27 protein-coding genes are annotated in these 23,066 nt (G+C 66.2%); 17 read left to right on the forward strand and 10 right to left on the reverse strand.

The window, feature by feature from the left end; genetic code table 11:
- Both EXE63_RS25675 and EXE63_RS25680 read right to left on the reverse strand, forming a co-directional pair.
- Entirely contained in the window at positions 1–555 is a 555-nt protein-coding gene (locus EXE63_RS25675; protein ID WP_168144258.1) for a NuoB/complex I 20 kDa subunit family protein, read from the reverse strand.
- Positions 546–905, reverse strand: coding sequence for an NADH-quinone oxidoreductase subunit A (locus EXE63_RS25680; protein WP_168144259.1), 360 nt, complete (start codon positions 903–905; stop codon positions 546–548). The genes EXE63_RS25675 and EXE63_RS25680 overlap by 10 nt, the downstream gene beginning before the upstream one ends.
- Before the next feature lie 124 nt (positions 906–1,029).
- On the opposite strand from EXE63_RS25680, the gene EXE63_RS25685 reads away from it, so the two are divergent.
- A complete protein-coding gene (locus EXE63_RS25685; RefSeq protein WP_168144260.1) occupies positions 1,030–1,452 on the forward strand; it encodes a hypothetical protein in 423 nt (140 codons plus the stop codon).
- Here the strand turns inward: EXE63_RS25685 and usfY are convergent.
- From usfY to cbbX, 3 genes are all read right to left on the reverse strand, one after another.
- The gene (gene usfY / locus EXE63_RS25690) at positions 1,449–1,763 is read right to left on the reverse strand and encodes a protein UsfY (RefSeq protein ID WP_168144261.1); all 315 of its coding nucleotides are present in this window, start codon (positions 1,761–1,763) and stop codon (positions 1,449–1,451) included. The genes EXE63_RS25685 and usfY overlap by 4 nt on opposite strands.
- A 64-nt stretch (positions 1,764–1,827) precedes the next feature.
- Positions 1,828–2,727, reverse strand: coding sequence for a LysR family transcriptional regulator (locus EXE63_RS25695; RefSeq protein WP_168144262.1), 900 nt, complete (start codon positions 2,725–2,727; stop codon positions 1,828–1,830).
- Positions 2,724–3,704 (reverse strand): CbbX protein, encoded by a 981-nt coding sequence (cbbX, locus tag EXE63_RS25700; RefSeq protein WP_168144263.1) that lies wholly within the window; start codon positions 3,702–3,704, stop codon positions 2,724–2,726. The genes EXE63_RS25695 and cbbX overlap by 4 nt, the downstream gene beginning before the upstream one ends.
- Before the next feature lie 178 nt (positions 3,705–3,882).
- On the opposite strand from cbbX, the gene EXE63_RS25705 reads away from it, so the two are divergent.
- Positions 3,883–4,278, forward strand: coding sequence for a BlaI/MecI/CopY family transcriptional regulator (locus EXE63_RS25705; protein WP_168144264.1), 396 nt, complete (start codon positions 3,883–3,885; stop codon positions 4,276–4,278).
- Here EXE63_RS25705 and EXE63_RS25710 read toward each other — a convergent pair.
- Both EXE63_RS25710 and EXE63_RS25715 read right to left on the reverse strand, forming a co-directional pair.
- Positions 4,253–5,515: a GAF domain-containing sensor histidine kinase gene (locus EXE63_RS25710; protein ID WP_372513066.1), complete on the reverse strand. Its 1,263-nt coding sequence runs from the start codon at positions 5,513–5,515 to the stop codon at positions 4,253–4,255. The two genes, EXE63_RS25705 and EXE63_RS25710, sit on opposite strands and share 26 nt — an antisense overlap.
- The gene (locus EXE63_RS25715; protein WP_228032067.1) at positions 5,512–6,183 is read right to left on the reverse strand and encodes a response regulator; all 672 of its coding nucleotides are present in this window, start codon (positions 6,181–6,183) and stop codon (positions 5,512–5,514) included. The genes EXE63_RS25710 and EXE63_RS25715 overlap by 4 nt, the downstream gene beginning before the upstream one ends.
- Before the next feature lie 140 nt (positions 6,184–6,323).
- Here EXE63_RS25715 and rpe point away from each other — a divergent pair, with 140 nt between their 5' ends.
- From rpe to holA, 9 genes are all read left to right on the forward strand, one after another.
- On the forward strand, positions 6,324–7,010 hold the full coding sequence (gene rpe, locus EXE63_RS25720) for a ribulose-phosphate 3-epimerase (RefSeq protein ID WP_168144265.1): 687 nt from the start codon (positions 6,324–6,326) through the stop codon (positions 7,008–7,010).
- Positions 7,007–9,037: a transketolase gene (gene tkt / locus EXE63_RS25725; RefSeq protein ID WP_168144266.1), complete on the forward strand. Its 2,031-nt coding sequence runs from the start codon at positions 7,007–7,009 to the stop codon at positions 9,035–9,037. Before rpe ends, tkt begins: the two co-directional genes overlap by 4 nt.
- A gap of 65 nt (positions 9,038–9,102) precedes the next feature.
- The gene (locus tag EXE63_RS25730) at positions 9,103–9,987 is read left to right on the forward strand and encodes a phosphoribulokinase (RefSeq protein WP_210000008.1); all 885 of its coding nucleotides are present in this window, start codon (positions 9,103–9,105) and stop codon (positions 9,985–9,987) included.
- Positions 9,988–10,013: 26 nt separating this feature from the next.
- Entirely contained in the window at positions 10,014–10,703 is a 690-nt protein-coding gene (locus EXE63_RS25735) for an HAD-IA family hydrolase (protein WP_210000011.1), read from the forward strand.
- Positions 10,700–11,752 (forward strand): HAD-IIA family hydrolase, encoded by a 1,053-nt coding sequence (locus EXE63_RS25740; protein ID WP_168144269.1) that lies wholly within the window; start codon positions 10,700–10,702, stop codon positions 11,750–11,752. The genes EXE63_RS25735 and EXE63_RS25740 overlap by 4 nt, the downstream gene beginning before the upstream one ends.
- Before the next feature lie 89 nt (positions 11,753–11,841).
- A complete protein-coding gene (locus tag EXE63_RS25745; protein ID WP_168144270.1) occupies positions 11,842–12,246 on the forward strand; it encodes a TetR family transcriptional regulator C-terminal domain-containing protein in 405 nt (134 codons plus the stop codon).
- A gap of 158 nt (positions 12,247–12,404) precedes the next feature.
- Positions 12,405–13,232: a ComEA family DNA-binding protein gene (locus EXE63_RS25750; RefSeq protein WP_168144271.1), complete on the forward strand. Its 828-nt coding sequence runs from the start codon at positions 12,405–12,407 to the stop codon at positions 13,230–13,232.
- Positions 13,229–14,743 carry a ComEC/Rec2 family competence protein gene (locus tag EXE63_RS25755; protein WP_168144272.1) on the forward strand — a complete coding sequence of 505 codons (1,515 nt, stop codon included), beginning with the start codon at positions 13,229–13,231 and terminating at the stop codon, positions 14,741–14,743. Before EXE63_RS25750 ends, EXE63_RS25755 begins: the two co-directional genes overlap by 4 nt.
- Before the next feature lie 12 nt (positions 14,744–14,755).
- The gene (gene holA / locus EXE63_RS25760; RefSeq protein ID WP_168144273.1) at positions 14,756–15,718 is read left to right on the forward strand and encodes a DNA polymerase III subunit delta; all 963 of its coding nucleotides are present in this window, start codon (positions 14,756–14,758) and stop codon (positions 15,716–15,718) included.
- An 86-nt stretch (positions 15,719–15,804) separates the two neighbouring features.
- Here the strand turns inward: holA and rpsT are convergent, their stop codons facing one another.
- Positions 15,805–16,065: a 30S ribosomal protein S20 gene (rpsT, locus tag EXE63_RS25765; RefSeq protein WP_105364462.1), complete on the reverse strand. Its 261-nt coding sequence runs from the start codon at positions 16,063–16,065 to the stop codon at positions 15,805–15,807.
- A 154-nt stretch (positions 16,066–16,219) separates the two neighbouring features.
- Here rpsT and EXE63_RS25770 point away from each other — a divergent pair, with 154 nt between their 5' ends.
- The 3 genes from EXE63_RS25770 to EXE63_RS25780 are packed head-to-tail and all read left to right on the forward strand — an operon-like array spanning position 16,220 to position 19,784.
- Positions 16,220–17,968 carry a circularly permuted type 2 ATP-grasp protein gene (locus tag EXE63_RS25770; protein ID WP_301335179.1) on the forward strand — a complete coding sequence of 583 codons (1,749 nt, stop codon included), beginning with the start codon at positions 16,220–16,222 and terminating at the stop codon, positions 17,966–17,968.
- The gene (locus EXE63_RS25775) at positions 17,968–18,945 is read left to right on the forward strand and encodes an alpha-E domain-containing protein (protein ID WP_168144274.1); all 978 of its coding nucleotides are present in this window, start codon (positions 17,968–17,970) and stop codon (positions 18,943–18,945) included. Before EXE63_RS25770 ends, EXE63_RS25775 begins: the two co-directional genes overlap by 1 nt.
- Entirely contained in the window at positions 18,945–19,784 is an 840-nt protein-coding gene (locus tag EXE63_RS25780) for a transglutaminase family protein (protein WP_168144275.1), read from the forward strand. The genes EXE63_RS25775 and EXE63_RS25780 overlap by 1 nt, the downstream gene beginning before the upstream one ends.
- Before the next feature lie 25 nt (positions 19,785–19,809).
- Here EXE63_RS25780 and EXE63_RS25785 read toward each other — a convergent pair whose 3' ends face one another.
- Complete coding sequence (locus tag EXE63_RS25785) at positions 19,810–20,415, reverse strand: TetR/AcrR family transcriptional regulator (RefSeq protein WP_168144276.1); 606 nt, start codon at positions 20,413–20,415, stop codon at positions 19,810–19,812.
- A 73-nt stretch (positions 20,416–20,488) separates the two neighbouring features.
- Here EXE63_RS25785 and EXE63_RS25790 point away from each other — a divergent pair, with 73 nt between their 5' ends.
- On the forward strand, positions 20,489–21,013 hold the full coding sequence (locus tag EXE63_RS25790; RefSeq protein WP_168144277.1) for a peroxiredoxin-like family protein: 525 nt from the start codon (positions 20,489–20,491) through the stop codon (positions 21,011–21,013).
- A gap of 7 nt (positions 21,014–21,020) precedes the next feature.
- Here the strand turns inward: EXE63_RS25790 and EXE63_RS25795 are convergent, their stop codons facing one another.
- Positions 21,021–21,875, reverse strand: coding sequence for a ribonuclease Z (locus EXE63_RS25795; RefSeq protein ID WP_168144278.1), 855 nt, complete (start codon positions 21,873–21,875; stop codon positions 21,021–21,023).
- Between the two features lie 113 nt (positions 21,876–21,988).
- Between EXE63_RS25795 and EXE63_RS25800 the strand changes: the two genes are divergently transcribed.
- Positions 21,989–22,417: a CBS domain-containing protein gene (locus tag EXE63_RS25800; protein ID WP_168144279.1), complete on the forward strand. Its 429-nt coding sequence runs from the start codon at positions 21,989–21,991 to the stop codon at positions 22,415–22,417.
- On the forward strand, positions 22,418–23,044 hold the full coding sequence (locus EXE63_RS25805) for a GNAT family N-acetyltransferase (protein WP_168144280.1): 627 nt from the start codon (positions 22,418–22,420) through the stop codon (positions 23,042–23,044).
- Positions 23,045–23,066 lie beyond the last annotated feature (22 nt).

Raw genomic sequence — 23,066 nt, forward strand, 5'->3', positions numbered from 1 at the left:
TCACTGCGGTGGACCTTCGTGGCTACCTGGCCCCATGGCCGCAAGGGCTGCCGACTCTGCGGCGCGCACCGCTTCTTGCCGGTTCACTCCAAGCGGCATCTGCTGGATCTGGTCGTGCAGTTTGAGGATCGCATGCAGCAGCATTTCCGGCCGGGGCGGACATCCCGGCAAGTAGATATCGACGGGCACAACATGATCGACACCCTGAACGATGGCGTAATTGTTGAACATTCCGCCCGAGCTTGCGCACACACCCATGGCCAGCACCCACTTCGGCTCAACCATCTGGTCATAGACCTGTCGCAGCACGGGGGCCATCTTCTGGCTGACCCGCCCGGCAACGATCATCAGGTCTGCCTGTCGCGGGGTGGCAGAGAAGCGCTCCATTCCGAATCGCGCGATATCCACGCGTGGCGAAGCGGTCGCCATCATTTCGATGGCGCAGCACGCGAGGCCGAAAGTGGCGGGCCAGAGTGACCCTTTGCGCACGTATCCGGCAAGTGTCTCAACCGTCGAGAGGAGAATTCCGGCGGGTAACTGCTCTTCTAGTCCCAATTCAGACCTCCCCGCCGCCAGACATATGCGTAGGCCACAAACACTGTGAACGTGAACAGTGCCATTTCAGCCAGGGCGAAGAGGCCGAGGCTGTGGAACGAGACGGCCCAGGGGTAGACAAAGATGATTTCGATATCGAACACGATGAACAGCATCGCCGTCAGGTAGTACCTCATCGGGAAGCGCGAAGGCGCAGCTCCCGGCTCCACGGGTTCGATACCGCATTCGTAGGCAGCGCTTTTCGCGCGGTTGTAGTGGGACGGGCCGAGAACCAGGGACATGGCGACAGATCCGATTGCGAACGCAGCGCCTATCGCCGCAAGCACGGCGACCGGTGTGTAGAGATTCACAGTCTACCTTTCTCCTCGTTCTGACAAGAACCACGATGCCTAGGTCGCCATGCGTACGGTTACCCCAATGTGGGGGAAGGGGACGGGGATTCACGTGCGGCGGATCAATCGTTAGCATGCGGACATGAACCAGTCTTTGGCCCGACGGGATATCTATACCCCGCTACAGATCCTTGTTTTCAGCAACAACACCGAAACTCGCCGGCAGATCGAGCTGGCGCTCGGCCGATTCTCGGATTCACGTCTCGGCACGCCCATGTTGCGCACATATGCGACTCAGCCCGCTCTCATGGATGAGATCGCCAACGGCACAGTAGATTTGATCATCGTGGACGCTGAAACGTCGCCGTTCGGCGGTATGGGGGTTTCCAAGCAACTCAAAGACGAGTTACTGCAACGCTTGCCGGTGGTGCTGGTCATCAGCCGGGCGGCGGATCGTTGGCTGGCCAGCTGGTCACAAGCCGATGCTGTCGTGATGTCGCCCATCGATCCCGTCGCACTGCGGAAAGCGGTGGGCTCGTTGCTGCAAGAGAATCTCAGGAATTAAGCTGTCGGCCGGCGAAGTTGGCGGACATTGTGCGGATGTTCGGATTCCCAGCGGCTTTCGATTCGAAGCACACGACGGTGCTCGATCACAAGCCACGCAGCACCTCCGGTGATCGCGAGAACGCCCACGGCGCCTGCGGTTGGAATCCACTCGTGGCGCTGATAGGCCGCGGCCACCACGCCCCCGACGAGTGACATCGTTCCGAAGACGATGGACAGGTACCCCGGCCAGCTGTAGACGTCGATGAAATGTTCACCGGTGTGCGGGAGAGTGGTGCGGAAATGGTCGGTGGGATCCTTGTAGTTCGCCATGGCAGCCTCCATTGTTGGGTACATACCAGAGCTAACTCGGTCAGCGCTGCCGACCATCCCCCTTCTAGGTGGACTGAAGGGGGTTACCCGCCGGTCGCCAGCCGAGATCTCGCCGGCCTAGCAGGTGCGCGATCAGCAATTCGGTGGACCCGGTGGAGGATGACTGCGTGACGACGTGCCATGGCCGGTCCAATGCCTCGACGTGCAGTGGCAGCTCCGACAGTGTGCCTGCCTGCAATTCGCGATGCACCGCCTGGCGTGAGACCAGCGTGACACCGAGGCCCGCCACCGCCGCCGCGACAACGGCCCCATGCGATCCCAGGACCATCTGCGGCGGCGAGATACCCAGTTCTTCGAGCAGCGTCATGGTGGTAGCCCTTGTGCCTGAACCGGATTCCCGTAGCAGCCAGGTGGCTTCCGCCGGCTCGAACCCACGGTGCGTGTCGGCGGATCCGACCAGCACCAGCGTATTGGGGCTGACCGCGCGCAGTTGGATCTGACGGAGGTCGGATGGCGGTCGACCTGCGACCACGACATCGGCTTCGTGCCGAGCGAGCATCGGCCAGATTGCGGTGCGGGAAGCCACCTCCAGCTTGCAGTCGACGCCCGGATACTGGGATCTGAACGAGGCCAGCAGCGCGGGGATCAAGAGTTCGCCCGCCGTGGTGACGGCGGCGAGCCGGATCGAGCCGTGCTCGGGGTCGGCCTCCCCGTGTGCTGCCAGAATGGCCTCGGCGTGGAGTCCGAGAATGGTGCGCGCGTAGTCGACATAGCGCTTTCCGGCGGGGGTCAGACGCACCCCTCGACCGTGTCTGTCCACCAGCGGTACACCCACTTCGGCGCTGAGACTGCCGATCGCGGACGAAATCGCCGACTCCGTCACCACGAGTGATTCGGCCGCTCCCCGCACCGAACCGCTGTTGGCGAGTTCCACCAACGCGCGTAACCGGGCATTGGTGGTCACGAGTTGTCCGCCGTGATGTCTGTCTGCTCGAACACGCGGCTTGCGAGGAGGTCTGGAGCTTCGATCGTGGTGAGAGCCGCCAGGTCCACCTGTTGGTCGGCGCCGTTCATCAGGCGCCTTGCGTGGCGTAGCCGCGCTCGCTCCATGGCGTTGCGGACACTGCGGGCATTGGCGAACCAGGGTTGGTCGATCCTTCGGATCAGATACTGCTGTAACGCTTCTCGTCCGCCGGCTGACAGCTTGTAGCCGAGCTGCTCGGTCATCTGTCCGGCAATCTGTTCCAGTTCCGCGACCGTGTAATCGGGGAAGGAGACATGGTGAGCGACCCTGCTCTGCATCCCGGGATTCGCCGAGAAGAACTGGTCCATCTTGTCGGCGTAGCCGGCCAGAATGACCACCAGGTCGTCACGGTTGTTCTCCATCACCTGGAGCAGGATCTCTATGGCTTCGGACCCGTAGTCGCGCTCGTTCTCCACCTTGTACAGGTAGTACGCCTCGTCGATGAACAGCACGCCGCCCATCGCGCGTTTGATGATCTCTTTGGTCTTCGGAGCGGTATGGCCGATGTACTCGCCGACCAAGTCGTCCCGCGTGACGCTCACCAGCTGTCCGCGCCTGAGGTAGCCGAGCTTGTGCAGCATATCGGCCATTCTCAGGGCGACGGTTGTCTTGCCGGTGCCCGGATTACCGGTGAAACACATGTGCAGGCTGGGCTGCGGAGCGCTGACACCGAACTGACTGCGCATCCGGTCGACCAGAAGCAGCGCGGCGATCTCAGCGATACGGGTCTTCACCGGAGCGAGGCCGACGAGTTCGGTGTCGAGTCGGTCGAGCACCGCGTCGACGCCGGTATCACGGCGCGCAGCGGCGAGATCGACGACGGCGTCAACGGGTAACAGCTCGACGTGCGGCTCCGGTTCGGCGGCAAGTTGCGGGCCCGACCGCTGGCTTGCGCTCAACCCGAACGAGTGTCCCATGGCCTGGATGCTGCCACGGGTCACTGAACATGTCTATTGAGAATCACGATAGGAATATCAATCGTTAGGTTGATTATCTCCCCGTGGAATCCACCACCTGGGTGAGGCGAGCCACCCTTCACCGGTTCTATCGTCGGTGAATCGGACGCACGGACCAGGTGCATGGGAGGGCGCGCCAATGCCCACTGCTGGACTGTTAGGCAAACTCGAACGCCGGGTGATGGATGAGCTCTGGAGCGCAACGGAACCGCTGACGGTCCGACAAGTGCACAGTATGTTGGTCACGGACCGCGCCGTGGCTTACAACACCGTGCTGACGGTGCTGCGGAGGCTGGCCGAAAAAGGTGTCGCCCTACGGCACAGGGAATCCCGAGCAGACCGGTACGCCCCCGTCACCGCCCTCGAGCAGATGGTGGTGGCGCTGATGATCGACGCATTGGGTCAGGCGACCGCATCGGGCGACCGCTACTCCGCCTTGGCCCACTTCGTGGAACGTGTCAGCACCGATGAAGCGATGCTGCTGCGGAAAGTGCTCTCCGACATCGACGTCAGTCGACAAGAACGCCCAGGCTAGGTGGCTGCAACGGGATGGTGGCGGTCACCGCGGTGCCCGATCCCCGGCGCGACCGGATGGTGAGCCGGCCACCGACCAGCTCGGCGCGCTCCGTCATCGACAACAATCCGTAACCACGAGTCTGGGGGTCGCCGCCCGCACGTTCGGCAGCATTGAAACCGACGCCGTCATCGACGATCTCCAGAATCGCGATGTCGTCGTGCACCACGAAACTGAGCTTGGCCACACTCGCCGCGGCATGCTTGACGACATTCTGCAGGCACTCCTGGGCAATGCGATAGAGCGCCAGTTCGACATGCTCGGCCAGTCGGCTTTCCGCCAACTGGACCTCCAGGTCCAGTTGGGGTATCGAACGGGCCAGACTGGCCAGCCCCCCGGCCAACCCGAGATCGTCGAGAACCGGCGGGCGCAAACCACTGATCGCCGCACGGGCCTCCTCCAATGTGAGTCCCACGAGTTCGCGCGCGGCGCCGAGCTGCTCGGATGCCTCATCCACATCATCGTGCATGGCCCTTGCGGCGGCGTCGAGACGATAGGCAAGGGTGATCAGCCGCTGCGAGATGCCGTCGTGGATATCACCGGCCAGATGCCTGCGCTCGGTCTCTTGTGCCTCGATGACCTGCTCGACGAAACTCTCGTGAGCGCGCTGGCGAGCCAACAGCTGCCGGTGTAGCCGGGCCTGATGCAACGCGCCGGCAATCAGCCGGCCGATCACCCTGAGCAGCTCGACGTCGCGCGGCGTGAATTGCCGTCGCTCCACGGTGTAAACCGACAATTCGCCGACCAGTCCACCCGGATCGGTTTCCATCGGCACCGACACCATTGAGGTGAATCCGGATGTGCTGAATGCGGCGATGGGGACGTACCGTGCGTCGGACTCCTTGTCCTCGGTGATGACCACCGCTTCCCGGTGGCTCGCCACCCACCCGGAGATGCCCGCGCCAAGTGGTAGTTGGACGCGCCCGACCTCCTTGTCGTAGGGCGGAGTCGCCCCGGCGAGAGTCAACGAGCGGTCGCCGTCATCGAGAACGTGGACGAAACACACATCGGCGCCGGTGGTGTCGATGATCATGCGTGCTGCGGCGGCTGCGAGAGGCTCGACGGTCGGATCTCTCGAGGTGGCCTCTATCAGCGCACGCAACAGCGCCAGTTCCCCGTCAGCGTCGACGAAGTCACGTACTGCGTTCTGTCCGTTCGCCTGACCGGGCACCCGTTGCGGAGTAGCGGTACTCTTCACCTGAAAATGCCCTCTCGCAACGCGGCCGCCACGGCGCTCGTGCGGTCACCGACACCGAGCTTGCGGTACATCGATCGCAGATGGCTTTTCACCGTCTCGTCCCCGATGACCAACCTGACTGCGATGGCCCGGTTGGACAAGCCGCTGACCATGAACGACAGAATCTCGCTCTCCCGCTGGGTCAGTCCCTGCCGGGCGCCGGGCCAGAATTCGTCGCGCTGCAACCTGGCCGCCGTGTCGACCGCGCGAGCCGCCAGGCCGGGATCGATTGCCATCTCGCCGTTTTTCACCAACTCCAATTGGTGCACGAGATCGTCGCTGCTGATGCTCTTCAGCAGATAACCCGATGCACCGACTCTCATCGCCTGAAAGAGGTACTGCTCGTCGTCGTACACCGACAACATCACGATTCTGCGATCGGGATTGCGTTGCCGCAATGTCAAACACAGGTCCAGTCCGCTGGAGCCCTGCATCCTGACATCGCACAGCACGACGTCGGGGTCGAGACTCTCGACAACCTGAACGGCCTGCTCGACACCTACCGCCTGCCCGACCACGCGGACTTTGCTCTGAAAGCCGGTGAGCATGGCCTTGAGACCTTCGATCACCATCTGGTGATCGTCGACGAGCACAACCCGAACCGGACCCGCAACCGTCGCTGTCATCATGGCAACACGATAGGAGTGCAAGCCGGCGGAGTCACGCAAGTTCGGCCCCCAGCGCGCAATCTCACCCGTACAACCCCCCGTTACGGGGGAACCCGGGGCCTACGCGGGTTCCTAACATCGCGTTGACTCAAGGAGGTTAGATGGACAGGCGCTCGCCAACCATCGTCGCATCGGTTCTGCCCGCTGATTATTCCGACCTCGGTCAGGAGTTGCGGCACCTGGAGAAGGCGGGCGTCGACCGCGTCCAGTGGGACGTGATGGACGGTCAGTTCGTGCCGAACCTGACCTTCGGACCGGATGTCATCGCCGCCGGACGGCCACATGTGTCGATGGGCTTCGAAGCGCATCTGATGGTGAACGAGCCGGATCCGATGCTGGCCACCTGGGTGCAGGTCGGCTGCGAGATTGTCATCGTGCACGCCGAGGCGACCAGGCACCTGCACCGCACCCTTTCTGCGATCGCCGATCTGGGGGCGCGCGCGGGTGTGGCACTGAATCCGGCAACACCACTGGAGGTCGTCGTCAATGTCCTCGACCTCGTCGACCTGCTGCTGGTGATGACGGTGAATCCGGGGTTCGGCGGCCAGCAGTACATCGCGTCGATGGAGACCAAGATCGCCGCGGCGCGCCGCGAAATCGACCGCAGGGGAGGCGGTATCGAGTTGGAAGTGGATGGCGGGATAGGGCTGACAACCATCGACGGCGCCGCCCGGTCGGGAGCCGACGTGTTTTGCGCGGGATCCTCCATCTTCAAGGGATCCGGAACGATGTCCGATCGTGTCGGCGCGCTGCGCAGCGCCGCGGCATCGGGGGCAGAGAGCCGATGACCGCCGACAGTGTGACAGCCGCCGAGCTCCCAGAGCTCACCCCGGAGATCGATGAACTGGCGATCACCACGCTGCGCTTCTTGGCCGTTGATGCTGTGCAGGCTGCCAACAGTGGTCACCCCGGCCTGCCATTGGGCGCCGCGCCCGCCCTGTGGACACTGTGGTCACGACATTTACGGCACGATCCGGCGCATCCGGACTGGCCCGATCGGGACCGGTTCATCCTGTCGGCCGGGCACGGTTCGGCCTTGCTGTACGCGCTGCTCCATGTGTTCGGTTACGGCTTGGAGACCGCCGAACTCGCCCGATTCCGTCAGCTGGGGTCCCGTACGCCAGGACATCCGGAACTGGGTCAGACCCCGGGTGTCGAGACCACGACCGGCCCGCTCGGCCAGGGACTTGCCAACGCGGTCGGCATGGCACTCGCCGAACGGATGCTGGCGGCTCGTTGCAACGACGAACAGCACACGATCGTCGACCACCGAACCTGGGTCCTGGCCGGTGACGGTGACCTGATGGAGGGAATCAGCCACGAGGCGGCGTCGTTGGCTGGGCGCCTGGGCCTCGGCCGTCTGGTGGTGCTCTTCGATGACAACAACATCACCATCGACGGCACCGCCGACATCAGCTGTGGTGACGATGCGACAGCACGATTCGCGGCGTACGGATGGCGCACGCTGTCGGTCGACGACGGTAACGATATCGACGCCGTCGATCGGGCGTTGGCTGTTGCCCGCAAGGATGATTCGGCCCCTACGTTCATCCGGGTGCGCACCACCATCGGCTACGGAGCGCCGGGTGTCGAAGGCACTTCCAAGGCGCATGGCAATCCGCTCGGTGCCGAAACGATAGCGGCAATGCGTGCGCGTTGCGGCTGGCCCAGCACCGCATTCCACGTGCCGGACGAGGTCGCCATGTGCGCGGGCCGACTCGCCGCCGAAGGCGCCACCACACGGGCCGGCTGGGTCCGCGACTACGCAGAATGGACGGTGGACAATTCGAGATTGGCCATCGATCACCGGCTCGATCAGGTGCCGGGTCCGCCCGAAGCAGAGGCAGCGGGTATCGATGCGCCGACACAGAAGCCCATCGCGACGCGGCAGGCCTCCGGCATCGCGCTCAATCATCTGGCATCCCGGTACCCGGCACTCGTCGGGGGATCGGCTGACCTGGCCGCCTCGACCAATACCGGAATTCCCGGTGGATCTGTGAGTTCCGACGACTTCTCTGGCCGCACCATACATTTCGGCATCCGCGAGCACGGCATGGCGGCGGTGATGAACGGTATCGCCGTACATGGCGGCCTGCGGCCGTTCGGTAGTACATTTCTGGTGTTTGCCGACTATCTGCGCCCGGCCTTGCGCTTGTCCGCGTTGATGCGGCAGCCGGTCATCTACGTCTTCACCCACGATTCGGTTCACGTCGGTGAGGACGGGCCGACGCACCAGCCGGTCGAGCATATCGAATCGCTGCGGCTGATCCCCGGGGTGACGGTGCTGCGTCCGGCAGACAATGGAGAGACCGCCATCGCGTGGGATATCGCGGCACGCAACCTCACCGGGCCCACCGTGCTGATCTTGACCAGGCAGAGTCTGCCGAATCTCGGTGAGAACGGGCTCGATGATCTGCGCCTGAACGGATTTCGGACAGTAGGCGGATTCCTCGATCAACCCGATGTGCTGTTGGGTGCCAGCGGTTCGGAGGTGTCCCTGGCGGTTGCGGCGGCCGAGCTCCTGGCCGAACGTGGTGTGCGGGCGGCGGTCATCTCGGTGATGTGGCGTGAGCGGCTCGCCGAGGTGCTGTCCGAGCGACGCGCCGTCCTGCCCGACGTACCTGCGGTGTGGATAGAGGCCGGTGTCACCGTCGGTTGGCGCGCCCTGGCGCGGGACCGCGACGATGTCATCGGGCTGAATCGGTTCGGCGAAAGTGGGCCGGGTCCGCAGGTGGCCGCCCACCTGGGCCTCACTCCGGATGCGATCGTCCAATCGGCACTGGAGACACTGGCCCGGACCGATCACCGTGGTTAGGTCCCCCCGTGTCCGACAAACGGTTTAGGATCAGCCGCGCTGCCGATACTCGCCCTCGGCCGGTCATGCTCGCGATCGCCGGGGACAGTGCCGCGGGAAAGGCCACGCTCACACGGGGGCTGGCGCATACCCTCGGAACCGATCGGTGTGTTGTCTTCTCCGCCGACGACTATCAGCGTTTCGATCGCACCGAAAGAACCGGCACGGCGCTGACTCCGGTGCATCCCGACAGTAACTACCTCGCCATCCTGGAACAGCATCTTCAGTTGCTGGCGACCGGTCAGCCGGTGCTCAAGCCGGTCTACGATCACACCACCGGTCTGCGCACCCGGCCGGAACTTGTGGAACCCAACGACTTCGTCATCGTGCACGGGGTGCTACCGCTGCACAGCAAGCTGGCGCGAGCCTGCTTCGACGTCAGTGTCTACCTCGACCCGGCCGAGGACCTCCGCCGATGCTGGAAACTGCGGCGAGACACCGTGGAACGTGGATACACCGACGAACAGGTGCGGGAATCACTCGCGGCCGCGGAGAGCGCATCGGTGTCGGTGATAAGGCCGCAGCGCGCCGAGGCCGATATCGTCGTCCGGTTTGCCGGGATCGACGGACGTGACGATCCGCCCGGGACTCCACTGTCGGCAGAGGTGTTGCTACGCAACACCATCGCGCAACCGGACCTGGCGCAGATCCTTCAGCCGACACTCACCCGGACCGCACACCTGCGGTTGACCCGGGACACCGACGGAAGGCCGGTGGACAGTCTGCACATCCACGGCTATGCCTCGGCGGAGGAGAATGCCGCGGCCGAGCTACTGATCTGGCGTGCGCTCGGCGAACCCGACGCCGAGGTACCGATCTGCCTGGGGAACACCGGCACCGGAACCCGAAGCACACCGTTGGCCATCACGCAGATGCTGTTGCGGTATCACATGATGCGTGGCTCGCGATGATGTGTGAACGCCCATCGCTTCGCGCTGTGATCTTCGATGTCGACGGCACGCTGGCCGACACCGAACGTGACGGCCATCGTCCCGCGTTCAACGACGCCTTCGCCATGCATGGCATCGATGTGACGTGGGATCCCGAGCAATACGGCCGACTGCTGCAGATGACCGGCGGGCGCCGTCGCATTGCGGCCGAACTGCACCGCTTGGGCTATGCGGAGGCAGAACGGCGAGCCGCCGAGATCCATGCCACCAAGACCGCCTTGTTCCGGGACCGCATACTGGCCGGCGAGGTGCTGCCCCGCGTCGGGTTGCGGTCATTGCTCAGCAGTCTGGCCGACACCGGTATCACCATCGCGGTGGCGACCACCGGCCGCCGTGCCTGGGTGGAACCACTGGTGGATCAGCTCATCGGTCACGGCGTGGCCGATGCCGTGCTGACCGGTGACGACGTCGAACAGCTCAAACCCGATCCCGAGGTCTACCTCAAGGCCCTCGATCGGCTCGGCATCGCGGCCGAACAAGCGCTCGCGGTGGAGGATTCCTCCGTCGGCTTGCGCGCCGCGGTCGCCGCCGGAATCGCGACGGTGGTGGTCACCAACGACTACACCCGTGCCCAGGACTTCGCGGCGGCGGCCGCGGTGCGTGCCGGATACGGTGGGCCGCAATCCCTCACCGCCGCGATGTGTCAGCGCATCCATCGGCAGTGGTGGGGGAGATGACCGTCGCTGCCGAATCGCTGGTGTCCGAACACGATTGCCTATTGCTCGATCTCGACGGCACCGTGTACCGGGGAGCCGAACCCGTCGACGGGGCGGTCGCCACCTTGACCGGCCTCGGTGTGCAGAGCCTCTTTGTGACCAACAACGCCTCACGCGGACCCGGTGAGGTGGCGGCGCGGATGCGCCGGATGGGGTTCAGCCTCCGGGACGACGACGTGGTCACCAGTGCACAGAGCGCGGCCCGGCTGCTGGCGAGCCGGCTGCGTCCCGGCGCACGGGTACTCGTGGTGGGAGCGGATGCGCTTCGTGCTGAAGTGAGTGATGTCGGTTTGTGCCCGGTTCGCGCGGCGGCCGATGATGCGGTGGCCGTCGTACAGGGCCACTCCACCAGAACCGGATGGGATGATCTCGCCGAGGCGGCGCTGGCCATTCGAGGCGGGGCCTGGTGGCTGGCCACCAACCTCGATAGTTCGTTCCCGACCGAACGTGGGCTGCTTCCTGGAAACGGGTCGATGGTGGCGGCGCTGCAGACAGCGACCGGCGCCATTCCTGACGTCGCGGGCAAGCCACAGCCGGTGATCCTGCGGGATGCGCTCGCACGGGGCCGATTTCAGTCGCCGCTCGTTGTCGGCGACCGGCTTGACACCGATATCGCTTGTGCGAATGCTGCGGGCCTGCCGAGTCTTCTGGTGTGCAGCGGTGTGGCCGGGCCCGGGGACGTGCTCACGGCGACGGTTGGGCAGCGGCCCACACATGTCGCAATGGATATCCGAAGTCTCAGATACCCGAGTGTGAGCACTCGGGTCGGCCAACAACCCTATTGGCTTGTGGAGGCCGACGGCGATGCAGTGACGGTGCTGTCGACGGGAGTCGCCGACGATGGCGATGGCTTGTCGATCATCCGAGCGATCGCCCACGAGATCTGGCAGATCGATACCGGTGAAGGCGGGGTTACGTCGGCAATCCGCGCGGGTGACGACCATGCCCGGCGTGCCTTGGCGGCCGTGGAGGTGGTCGAGCGGCCAAGCCGAGACCACACCGCCGTGTAGTCGGCAAACATTCGTTGTTCCTGCGCAGTCTGGAGTTGTATTGCGCCCATATGTCGGGAGCCGTCCGAGCGGATCTGCACAATCCGGCGTTGAGCGCCTACGACCGGCTGGTGGCCCACGTTCGCGGGCTCACCTGGGCGATGGCCTCCGATACCGACCGTCGAGGTTGCCTGATGGCCAAGAGCGCCGACGAGCTCTTCCCTGCCGGCCCCGACGTCGCCAAACCGGTGAAGCGCACCCTGGACGGATGGCTGCGTGAGTTGACCGCGACGATCACCGCCGCTCAGGCAGACGGTGACATCCCGGCCGGCAGTGACGCGAAGGCCCTGGCGAGCCTGCTGTCTGCGGTGTTGCGCGGGATGGAGGGGCGTGCGCAAGGGCGGGGTGGCGGCCTCGAACGTAGAGGCAGCCGCCGAACAGGTCATCACCTTGATGTCCCTCCAGCCGCCCGCGGCAACCTGATCACAAACGCTTGTCTCGACCTAGACCTCTAAATCTCACCTGCACCACCGTGCCGGCGGCTTCCCGCGCTCAACCGCGACCATGGGAATGCTCGTATCTGTTCATTCACAAACCCGGATTCATCCACAACCTGAGGTCTCACGGGCCACGACGAGACCGGTAGGTCGGTCGGCGTGCCTACCGTCGGCTCATGGACACCGAATCGCCCGCGCAGCGCCTGACGCGACGTATCGGGACCGATCGTGACGCGGTAACCGAAGTGCCAGAGGAGGAGTCGGACACCGTGCTGGCCCGGTGGCTGCCCGATGGAGACAGGCCGTCGGCACGGGATTGGCTCGGTACGCTGCGAGCAGACCCGGGCCGGGCCGGTGTGATCGCGTTGCTCGGCGTCGGGATCATCGCGGTGCTGGTCACGGTGTTCACCGTGTTGCGTGATTCACCTGCGCCGGTCTCCTCGGCGAATCTCCCTGCGGTGCAGATGGTTTCCGGATCTCCCACCGCACAGGCCGGCGCCACCGCAGGCCCGCCGGAGCCACCTGATGGACCGGTGGTGGTCAGCGTCGTCGGCCTGGTCAACACGCCCGGGCTGGTCACGCTGACGGCGGGGGACCGGATAGCCGACGCACTGGAGGCCGCCGGCGGCGCGGTGGACGGCGCGGATCTGGTCGGGTTGAATCTGGCCCGCCGCGTCGCGGACGGGGAACAGATCATCGTCGGGTTGGCCGCACCACCTGGATCGCCGTCACCGATGGGCAGCTCGGTGAGTTCGGCGGCTCCACCCGAACAGGCACCCCCTGCGGGGCCGAACGCCACCGCCACGCCCGGGGCCCCGGTCAACCTGAACACCGCGACCCCGGAGGATCTCGACGCCTTGCCCGGTGTCGGGCCGGTCACCGCCGCGGCGATCATCGCGTGGCGGGAGGCCAATGGACGATTCACCAGCATCGACCAGCTCGGCGAGGTGGACGGTATCGGCCCGGCCCGCCTGGACAAGCTCCGTGGCCTGGTCGATGTGTGAACACCGACGAGCGCCACATCGATATCCGGCTGGTCCCGGGCGCGCTGACCTGTTGGACGGTGACCGCCGCCGGAACCCTCTGGTCGCCCGCGGTCATCGTGGCGATCGTGGTCGGCGCCGTCGCGGGGACGGCGATGGCGGGGCGGTGGTGTGCGCGGCGCGGGATCGCGCTGGGAGCCGCCGGGGTGGCCGCGGTCGCGGTCATCGGCACGGCCTTCGGCCTATCGATCGCCCTGCGTGCCCACGATGCGCGGCATCATCCGATCACAGCGCGACACGGCCACACCGCGACCGTCGGTGTGGTCCCCACGGAGTCGCCGCGATCGCTGGGGCAGGGCCGCATGATGTTCCGGGCCGGTCTCCTGGAACTGGACGGCAACCCGCTGGCCGGCATGGTGCTGGTCTTCGCGCCGGTGACGGATTTTGCCGAACTGACCGTGGGCCGCCCCGCGACCTTTCGGGCACGCATCGGGCGTCCGCTGCGGCCAGATCTCAGCGTCGCCGTGCTCACCGCGATCGGCGAGCCGACGCTCGGAGCAGTCCCTGCCGTGCGCCGGCTGTCCGGGCACATCCGCTCGGAGTTCGCCGACACCGCGCGCCGGGTGCTGCCCGCCGAACAGTCCGCGATGCTGCCCGCGCTGGTGCTCGGCGACATGTCCGCGGTCCCTGCGACGACGGCCGATGACTTCAAGATCGCGGGCCTGACCCATCTGACGGCGGTTTCGGGTGCCAACGTCACCATCGTGTGCGGCACCGCCCTGCTCGCCGCCGCGTTGGTCGGACCCCGGCTGGCGGCCCTGCTGGCGTTGGCGGTGCTGATCGGTTTCGTCGTCGTGGTCGAACCGTCGGCGAGCGTGCTGCGAGCGGCTGTCATGGGCGGTATCGCCCTGCTCGCGGTGCTCACCCATCGCCGTCGCCAAGCGATCCCGGTGCTCTCGGCGAGCATCGTCGCGCTGATGGCGGTGGCGCCACAGCTGGCCGTCGATGCGGGGTTCGCGCTGTCGGTGGTGGCCACGGCCGCCCTGGTCGTGATCGCCCCGATCTGGTCGGCACGCCTGGTCGAGCGCGGCTGGCCCACACCGCTGGCCGCCGCGGTGAGCATCGCGCTGGCCGCTCAGCTGGTCACCGCCCCGCTGATCGCCGGGATCTCGGGCCGGTTCAGCGTGCTCGCGGTCCTGGCCAATCTGCTGGTCGCCGCCGTCATCCCGCCGATCACGGTGATCGGCACCGCCGCGGCGGCGCTGTCGGCCTTCTCGCCGGCGGCGGCGGGCATCCTGATCCGCTTCACCGGGCCGGAGCTGTGGTGGCTGCTGACGGTGGCGGACCGGATCGCGGCGGTGCCGGGGGCCTCGGTCACCGTTCCGTCCGGCTTCCTCGGTATGGCGTTGGTCACCGCGGTGAGCATCACGCTGATCCTGACTTGGCGGCGGCGGTGGGGCCGGATGGTGAGCGCCGCCGCGGCCTGCTGCCTACTGGCCTGGACCCTTTCCGGGGTTGTCGGCGCGGCGTGAAACGATCCTTGGGTGACAGACACCGCGGAACTGCACCTCGTCCTCGGCGACGAGGAACTGCTCGTCGAGCGTGCGGTGGCCGGTGTCCTGAAGACCGCCCGCAAGAAGGCGGGCACGGTCGATGTCCCGGTGGACCGGTTGCGCGCCGGTGAGGTGAGCACCAGCGAGCTCGCCGAACTGCTGAGCCCGTCGCTGTTCGCCGACGAGCGGGTCGTGGTGCTGGAATCCGCCGGTGAGGCCGGTAAGGAGGCGGCAGCCCTGATCGTCAGCTCGGCGGCCGACCTGCCGCCGGGTACCCAGCTGGTGGTGGTGCACTCCGGCGGAGGTCGCGCCAAGGCGATGGCCGACCAACTCAAAAAACTTGGTGCTCAGGTGCATCCGTGCGCGAAGATCGCCAAACCCGGCGACCGCGCCGACTTCGTGCGCCGCGAGTTCCGGACCTTGAAGGTCAAGGTCGACGATGACACCGTCACGGCGATCCTCGACGCGGTCGGTTCGGATATCCGCGAACTGGCGGCGGTGTGCTCACAGTTGGTAGCCGACACCGACGGCACCGTCGATGCCGCCGCGGTGCGCCAGTACCACCAGGGCAAGGCCGAGGTGAAGGGCTTCGACATCGCCGACAAGGCGGTCATGGGTGACATGTCCGGAGCGGCGGAGGCATTGCGCTGGGCCATGCTCAGCGGGGAACCGCATGTGGTGCTCGCCGATGCGCTGGCCGAGGCGGTGCACACCATCGCCCGGGTGGGCTCGCTGCAGGGCGATCCCTACCAGTTGGCCGGCGAGCTCGGTATGCCGCCGTGGCGGGTGCAGAAGGCACAGAAGCAGTCACGGCGCTGGTCGCGTGACCGGGTGGCCGAAGCGCTGCGGGTGGTCGCGGCGCTGAACGCCGATGTCAAGGGCGTGGCCGCCGATGCGGACTACGCGCTGGAGGCCGCCGTGCGGAAGGTCGCCGAACTCGCCACCGACGCGTGAGCGTCAGCGGCACTCCGACCGAGCCCGGGCACGCAAAAACCCGCGCGTGACAGTGGATCGTCGACGCGCGGGTGTGCGGGGTGAAATCAGAGCTGGTTGACGGCCAGCGACAGCGCGGACTTCTTGTTCGCGGCCTGGTTCTTGTGGATGACGCCCGCGCTGGCAGCCTTGTCCAGCTTGCGGTTGGTCACGACCAGCAGTTCGCCCGCCTTGTCCTTCTCACCGGCGTCGATGGCCTCGCGCAGTCCGCGCACAGCCGTACGCAGCGACGACTTCACCGACTGGTTGCGCAGTCGACGACGCTCGTTGGTCTTGATGCGCTTTTCCTGCGACTTGATGTTGGCCACGCGTGTAGTTCCTTCGTAAAACGTCGGTTGGGATACGTCTTGGACGCCCCGCCGTGCAATCGCGGCTGGGCAGCGGTTGTTCAGGTTACCAGCGGGGGCGCCAAACCCCCAAAGCGGAGCGACTGGCCTGCCGAAATGCCGGACTTACGGCAGCATGGCAGTGGTGAGCCTACGAACCCTGCCGAACGAAACTGCCCGCACGTCGCGCTCGGGTTCCCGCGCCGTCAAACGCCAGGCCGGCATTTTCGACGGCTATGAGAATCTGGGCAGATACTCGGCGGCCTTCGACGAGATGTTCGACGCCGACGGCAACGTCCGCGGGCCCTACAAGGGGATCTTCGCTGAACTTTCGCCGTCGGACGCCTCCGAGCTTGCCGCCCGCTCCGAAGCCCTCGGCCGCGCCTTCATCGACCAGGGCATCACCTTCTCGTTGTCCGGTCAGGAACGCCCGTTCCCGCTCGACCTGGTGCCCCGCGTCATCTCCGCGGCCGAGTGGTCACGCCTGGAGAAGGGCATCGCGCAGCGCGTCAAGGCGCTCGAGCTCTACCTCGACGATATCTATGGGGAACAGGAGATCCTGCGCGACGGGGTGATCCCGCGCCGGCTCATCACCTCCTGCGAGCACTTCCACCGCGAGGCGGTCGGCATCGTGCCCCCCAACGGCGTGCGCATCCACGTCGCGGGCATCGACCTGGTCCGCGACGCGCAGGGCACGTTCCGGGTCCTGGAGGACAACCTGCGTTCGCCGTCGGGGGTGTCCTACGTGATGGAGAACCGCCGCACCATGGCACGGGTGTTCCCGAACCTGTTCGCCTCCCACCGAGTTCGGGCGGTGGGCGACTACTCCTCGCACCTGTTGCGCGCGCTGCGCAAGGCGGCGGCCACCAATGAGGCCGATCCGACCGTCGTCGTGCTGACCCCGGGCGTCTACAACTCCGCCTACTTCGAGCATTCGCTGCTGGCCCGCCAGATGGGGGTCGAACTGGTCGAGGGCCGAGACCTGTTCTGCCGCGACAACACCGTGTACATGCGTACCACCGAGGGGGAGCGTCAGGTCGACGTCATCTACCGCCGCATCGACGACGAGTATCTGGATCCGATGCAGTTCCGGCCGGATTCGGTGCTCGGGGTGGCCGGCGTGCTGAACGCGGCCCGGGCCGGCAACGTGGTGATCTCCAGTGCGGTCGGCAACGGCGTCGGGGACGACAAGCTCGTGTACACCTACGTACCGACCATCGTCGAGTACTACCTGGGCGAAAAGCCGTTGCTGGCCAACGTCGACACCTTCCGCTGCTGGCTCGACGAGGAACGTGAAGAGGTCCTCGACCGAGTCGACGAATTGGTGATCAAACCCGTCGAAGGCAGCGGCGGCTACGGCATCGTGTTCGGTCCGGACGCCAACGAAAAGGAACTCGCCACCATCAGCAAGAAGATCCGCGCCGACCCGCGGGGCTGGATCGCCCAACCCGTGGTGCAACTTTCGACCGTGCCCACCCAGATCGGCGACCATCTGGCGCCGCGCCATGTGGACCTGCGTCCGTTCGCGGTCAACGACGGTGACGATGTCTGGGTGCTCCCCGGCGGATTGACCCGGGTTGCGCTGCCGGAGGGTTCGTTGGTGGTGAACTCCAGTCAGGGCGGCGGCTCCAAGGACACCTGGGTGCTGGCCTCGCGGACATCGGCCGCCGATCGTGAGCTTGCCGCCGCCGAGGTGGTTCGGGCGCTGCCCGATGCCGCCAAGGTCGGCAAACCGTCGGTCGCCGAGAAGGTTTCGCGCAACGGCAAAGCCGGCCGTGAGGTCAAGGGCGAACAAACCCAACAGCAGCAGACCCGAGACTTCCGGGGCACGTCCACGCAGAACGAACAGCAACAGCAGCAGCAACAGCAGGCGGTGGTCGACTGATGTTGGCACGTAACGCGGAATCGTTGTACTGGATCGGCCGCTACGTCGAGCGCGCCGACGACACCGCGCGCATCCTCGATGTCGTGGTGCACCAGCTGCTGGAGGACTCCAGCGTGGACCCCGACCACACCTCGCGGGTGTTGTTGCAGGTGCTCGATATCGAACCCCCGGAACAGCAGCTGGATGTCTGGTCGCTGACCGATCTGGTGGCCTTCGGCAAGGACACCAAGGGCGGGTGTTCGATCGTCGAGTCCATCACCGCGGCGCGCGAAAATGCCCGTGGCGCACGTGAGGTCACGTCCACCGAAATGTGGGAGTGCCTGAACACCACCTACAACGCCCTGGCCGAGCGGGAACGTGCGGCCCGACGGCTCGGCCCGCACGAGTTCCTGGCCTATGTGGAGGGCCGGGCCGCGATGTTCGCGGGCCTGGCCGATTCGACGCTGTCGCGCGATGACGGTTACCGCTTCATGGTGCTGGGGCGCGCCATCGAACGCGTCGACATGACGGTGCGCATGCTGTTGTCGCGGGTCGGTGACAGCGGTTCATCACCGGCCTGGGTGACGGTGCTGCGTTCGGCGGGCGCCCACGACACCTACCTGCGCACCTACCGTGGTGTCCTGGACGCCAGCAGGGTCGTCGAATTCATGTTGCTGGACCGGCTTTTCCCGCGCTCGATCTACTATTCGTTGCGATTGGCCGAGCACAGTCTCGACGAACTGCTGCACCGCAGGCACAGTCGGGTCGGATCGACCGCCGAGGCGCAGCGATTGCTCGGCCGGGCCCGTAGCGAGCTGGAGTTCCTGCCGCCCGGCGCCTTACTGGAGTCGCTGGAGGATCAGTTGGCGGCCCTGCAGCAGACGTGCGTCGAAGTCGGAGACGCCCTGGCGTTGCAGTACTTTCACTCGGCGCCCTGGGTGGCGTGGACCGACGCCGGTCGCGCGGGTGGCACCGTCATCGAAGAGGGGGAGATCTGATGTGGCGCATGCGAGTGGTCCACGCAACGGGCTATGCGTACAAGTCGCCGGTCACCGCGTCGTTCAACGAGGCGCGGCTGACGCCGCGGTCGGATTCGCGCCAGAACGTGATCCTCAACCGGGTGGAGACCATTCCGGCCACCAGGCAGTACCGCTACGTGGACTACTGGGGCACCGCCGTCACGACCTTCGACCTGCATGCGCCGCACGCCGAGTTGGAGGTCACCGCATCCTCGGTGGTCGAGACCGAGAAGCCGGATGCCCCACAGTCAACGGTGACGTGGGCGGACCTGGAGACCGCGGCGGTGATCGACCGTTTCGACGAACTGCTCACCCCGACGGTCTACACCCCGGCCAGCAAGCGCATCGAGCGGGTGGGCCGGCGCATCGCCAAGTACCACGAACCGCAGGAAGCCGTCATCGAGGCGGCGCGCTGGGTGCACGGTGAGCTCAAATACGTTGCCGGCACCACCGGGGTGCACTCGTCCGGCCTGGACGCGCTGCGCGAGGGCAAGGGCGTCTGCCAGGACTTCGCGCATCTGACGCTGATCCTGTTGCGCGGCATGGGCATTCCGGCCCGCTACGTCTCGGGATACCTGCATCCCAAGCGCACCGCGAAGGTGGGCGACACCATCGAAGGTCAGAGCCATGCCTGGATCCAGGCCTGGACGGGTGACTGGTGGCACTACGACCCCACCAATGACAAGGCCATCAACGAGCAGTACATCAGCGTCGGCGTCGGCCGCGACTACGCCGATGTGACACCGCTGAAGGGCATCTACTCCGGGGAGGGCTCCACGGACCTCGATGTGGTCGTGGAGATCACCCGGCTGGCCTGACCCGCTTCGTTTCGCAGCGTGGCGGTCAGCGCAGGAGTGATCGCACGCCGTTGAGCAGCCGGACGGCGTCGTCCATGTCGCCACTGCGGGCGCGTGACAGCGCACCCAGCACACCGGCCTGTAGTGCGGCGGCGAAGGGCGCGGGTGCGGCGGCCTGGAGCTCGCCGGCGTCGGCGGCCCGTTGAACCGCCGCGAGCAGGCCTTGGCTCAGGCGATTCAGGTGCTGATCCGTCAGTGCCCTGATGGTTGGGTCGCCGTTGACCGGGTTCTGCATCGTCTCGACGACGAGGCATCCGGCCGGGCCCATCGGGCCACGTAGCCAGTCCTGCATGTTGTCGAGGAAGGTCTGCAGGTCGGCCATTCCACCATCGCCGCGCTCCAGCGGGGCGAACAGGATCGATGCGTACCCGGCATAGTGCCCCAACACGGCGCGGAGGATATCGGCCTTGTTCCCGAAGGACCGGAACAGCGTCGATGAGGACAGCCCGGTGGCGGACAGCATCTCCTCCTGTGTCGCTGCGTCATAGCCCTTGCGCCAGAACAGGCTCAGGAGTTGATCCAGCGCGTGTTGACGATCGAGCAGCGAGGGGCGCCCGGGACGCCGTGTGCTGCCATCTGAGACCGTTGACATTTGGAGTAAGACTACTCAATACTGATGGCAATGGGAATGGAGTCACTTGACTCAATATTGAGAGGGGCGCGTAGTGCTCGACATCGGAGACACCATCGCGACGCGGACGCTGACCACCATCGACGGCACGGACGTGGCGGTCCCCGCCGCGGACTCCGTCGTGCACCTCCAGTTCCGGCGCTTCGCGGGTTGCCCGATCTGCAGCCTTCACCTGCGTGAGGTGGCCCGTCGCCACCAGGAGATCGCCGATGCCGGGGTCCGCGAGGTCGTGTTGTTCCACTCCTCGGCCGACCAACTCCGCGAGTACCAGGCCGATCTGCCCTTCGCGGTGGTGGCGGATCCGGATCGTCTGGTCTACACCGAGTTCGGCGTCGGGTCGTCGCTGGCCGCCGTGCTGCATCCCGGTGCCTTCGCCGCGGCGGTGCGGGGACTGCGGCACACCGGATTCAAAGGCGCGCTTTCACCCGGCGAGGACCACGCCGGCAAACCGGCCGATTTCCTCATCGACCCCGATGGCACCGTCCGTGCCCGCAAGTACGGCGCGCACGCCGACGATCAGTGGTCGGTCGACGACCTTCTCGCACTGGCGGCGCGCTGAGCACTGCTCAACGGGCGGAGCAGACGCCGGGATGGACCTGCACCCGGTGCAGGTCATCGCCGAGTTCGATCTGGCGGTCGAACACCGTCGCCGCCAGGGCACGCCAGTCCTCGTACTGTCCGCGGGCGGGGCTCGGCACATAGTGGGTGAGGATCAGGATGCCCACCCCGGCGCGGGCGGCGGTGTCGGCGGCCTGCTCGACCGATGAGTGGTAGTCACAGATATCGCGGAACCGCTGCAGCGGCATCGCGTCGACGAGATCGTGGCGGATTGCGGTGTGCACCAATGCCCCTGCGCCCGAGGCCAGTTCATCCAGGCTGTCGCACGGCACGGTGTCACCGGCCAGCACCACCGACGCACCGTCGTGTTCGACGCGGAAGCCGATGGTCGGTGCGACCGGACGGTGATCGGTGGGCGCGGCAAGAATCCGGACGCCGTCGGCGTCCCACACCACCCCTTCGGTGTACTCGTGCACCTCGATGGCCGGTGGCGCGGTGATATCGGCGTGATGGGCGATGCGATAGCCGATATCGCGACCGAACGCTGCCAGCGTCGCGTCCACGACCTCGGCGGTGCCCGGCGGCCCGATGATCTGGAACGGTGCGGGATCCGGGGTGAACGTGGAGATCCAGCGGGTGATGATCAGGTCGCCCAGATCGGCGATGTGATCACTGTGCAGATGGGTCAGCAGCAGCGCCGTCAGCGCATTGGCGCCGGATCCGGCGGCGGCCAACCGCAACTGGACCCCGCGACCGCAGTCGACGAGGAAGGTCTGGCCGCCCGCGCGGATCAGCGTGGACGGCCCTGCCCGGTCGGGGTCGGGGATGGGGCTGCCGGTGCCCAGGAGCGTCACCTCGATCATGGCTCACATATACGCGTCCATCGGCGTGGGTTCCACTCAATCGACCAAACAGATACGGATCCGACGTAGCCTGGATTGTGTTCGAGATCACATTCTGACCCGGGGAGGGTGCCATGCGCATCGCCGACGTACTGAAGGCCAAGGGCGCCGCCGTCGCGACGATCACCCCGGAGACACCGGTCGCCGTGCTGCTCACCGGCCTCGTCGACCGCAACATCGGTGCGATGGTGGTCGTCGGCCCGGACGGACCGGTGGGCATCGTGTCCGAACGCGATGTGGTGCACAAACTGCACGATCTCGGCGCGGATCTGTTGAGCAGGCCGGTCAGCGAGATCATGACCAAACATCTGCTGTTCTGTTCGCCCGAGGACTCGGTGGACAGCCTCAGCGCCGCGATGACCCACAACCGGGTCCGCCATATCCCGGTTCTGGTGGACGGTCGGCTGGCCGGCATCGTGAGCATCGGTGACGTGGTCAAGACCCGCATGCAGGAGCTGGAGTCCACCAGGGAGCAGTTGCAGGCGTACATCACGCAGGGCTGAATGGACGGCGTGAACAACTCCGACGACGTCGCGGTGCGGCCCGCGGCGCGAGCCGACATCCCCGCGCTGTCCCACGCGCTGGGCCGCGCGTTCTTCGATGATCCGGTGATGATGTGGCTGTTGCCCGACGCGCAGGCCCGGCGGCGCAAGCTGCACAAGCTGTTCGCAGCGCTGACCCGCCATCACCACCTGGCGCACGGTGGCGTCGAGGTCGCGTCGATGGGGACGACCATCGGCGCCGCGGCACTGTGGGATCCGCCGGGCAAGTGGCAGCACACCGCCGTCGAGGAGTTGCGCGCCGCGCCGAGCATGCTGCTGACCTTCGGCACCGCGGTGCGTCGCGGCATGCGGATCACCGAACTCATGAAACACCAGCACCCCGAAGAGCCGCACTGGTATCTGGGGGTCATCGGCAGTGACCCGCAGGTGCGCGGAGCCGGCCTCGGGCACGCCTTGATGCGGTCCCGGCTGGACCGTTGCGACGCCGAATTCGCACCGGCGTATCTGGAGTCGAGCAATCCCGACAACATCGGTTACTACCAGCGGTTCGGTTTCGAGGTGACCGGGGAGATCGAGCTGCCCGACGGCGGTCCCGTCATGTATCCGATGTGGCGGAATCCACGATGAGGTGCAAGCGGTAGAGTGCGGG

The sequence above is a fragment of the Mycolicibacterium frederiksbergense genome (assembly GCF_012223425.1).
GTDB lineage: Bacteria > Actinomycetota > Actinomycetes > Mycobacteriales > Mycobacteriaceae > Mycobacterium > Mycobacterium frederiksbergense.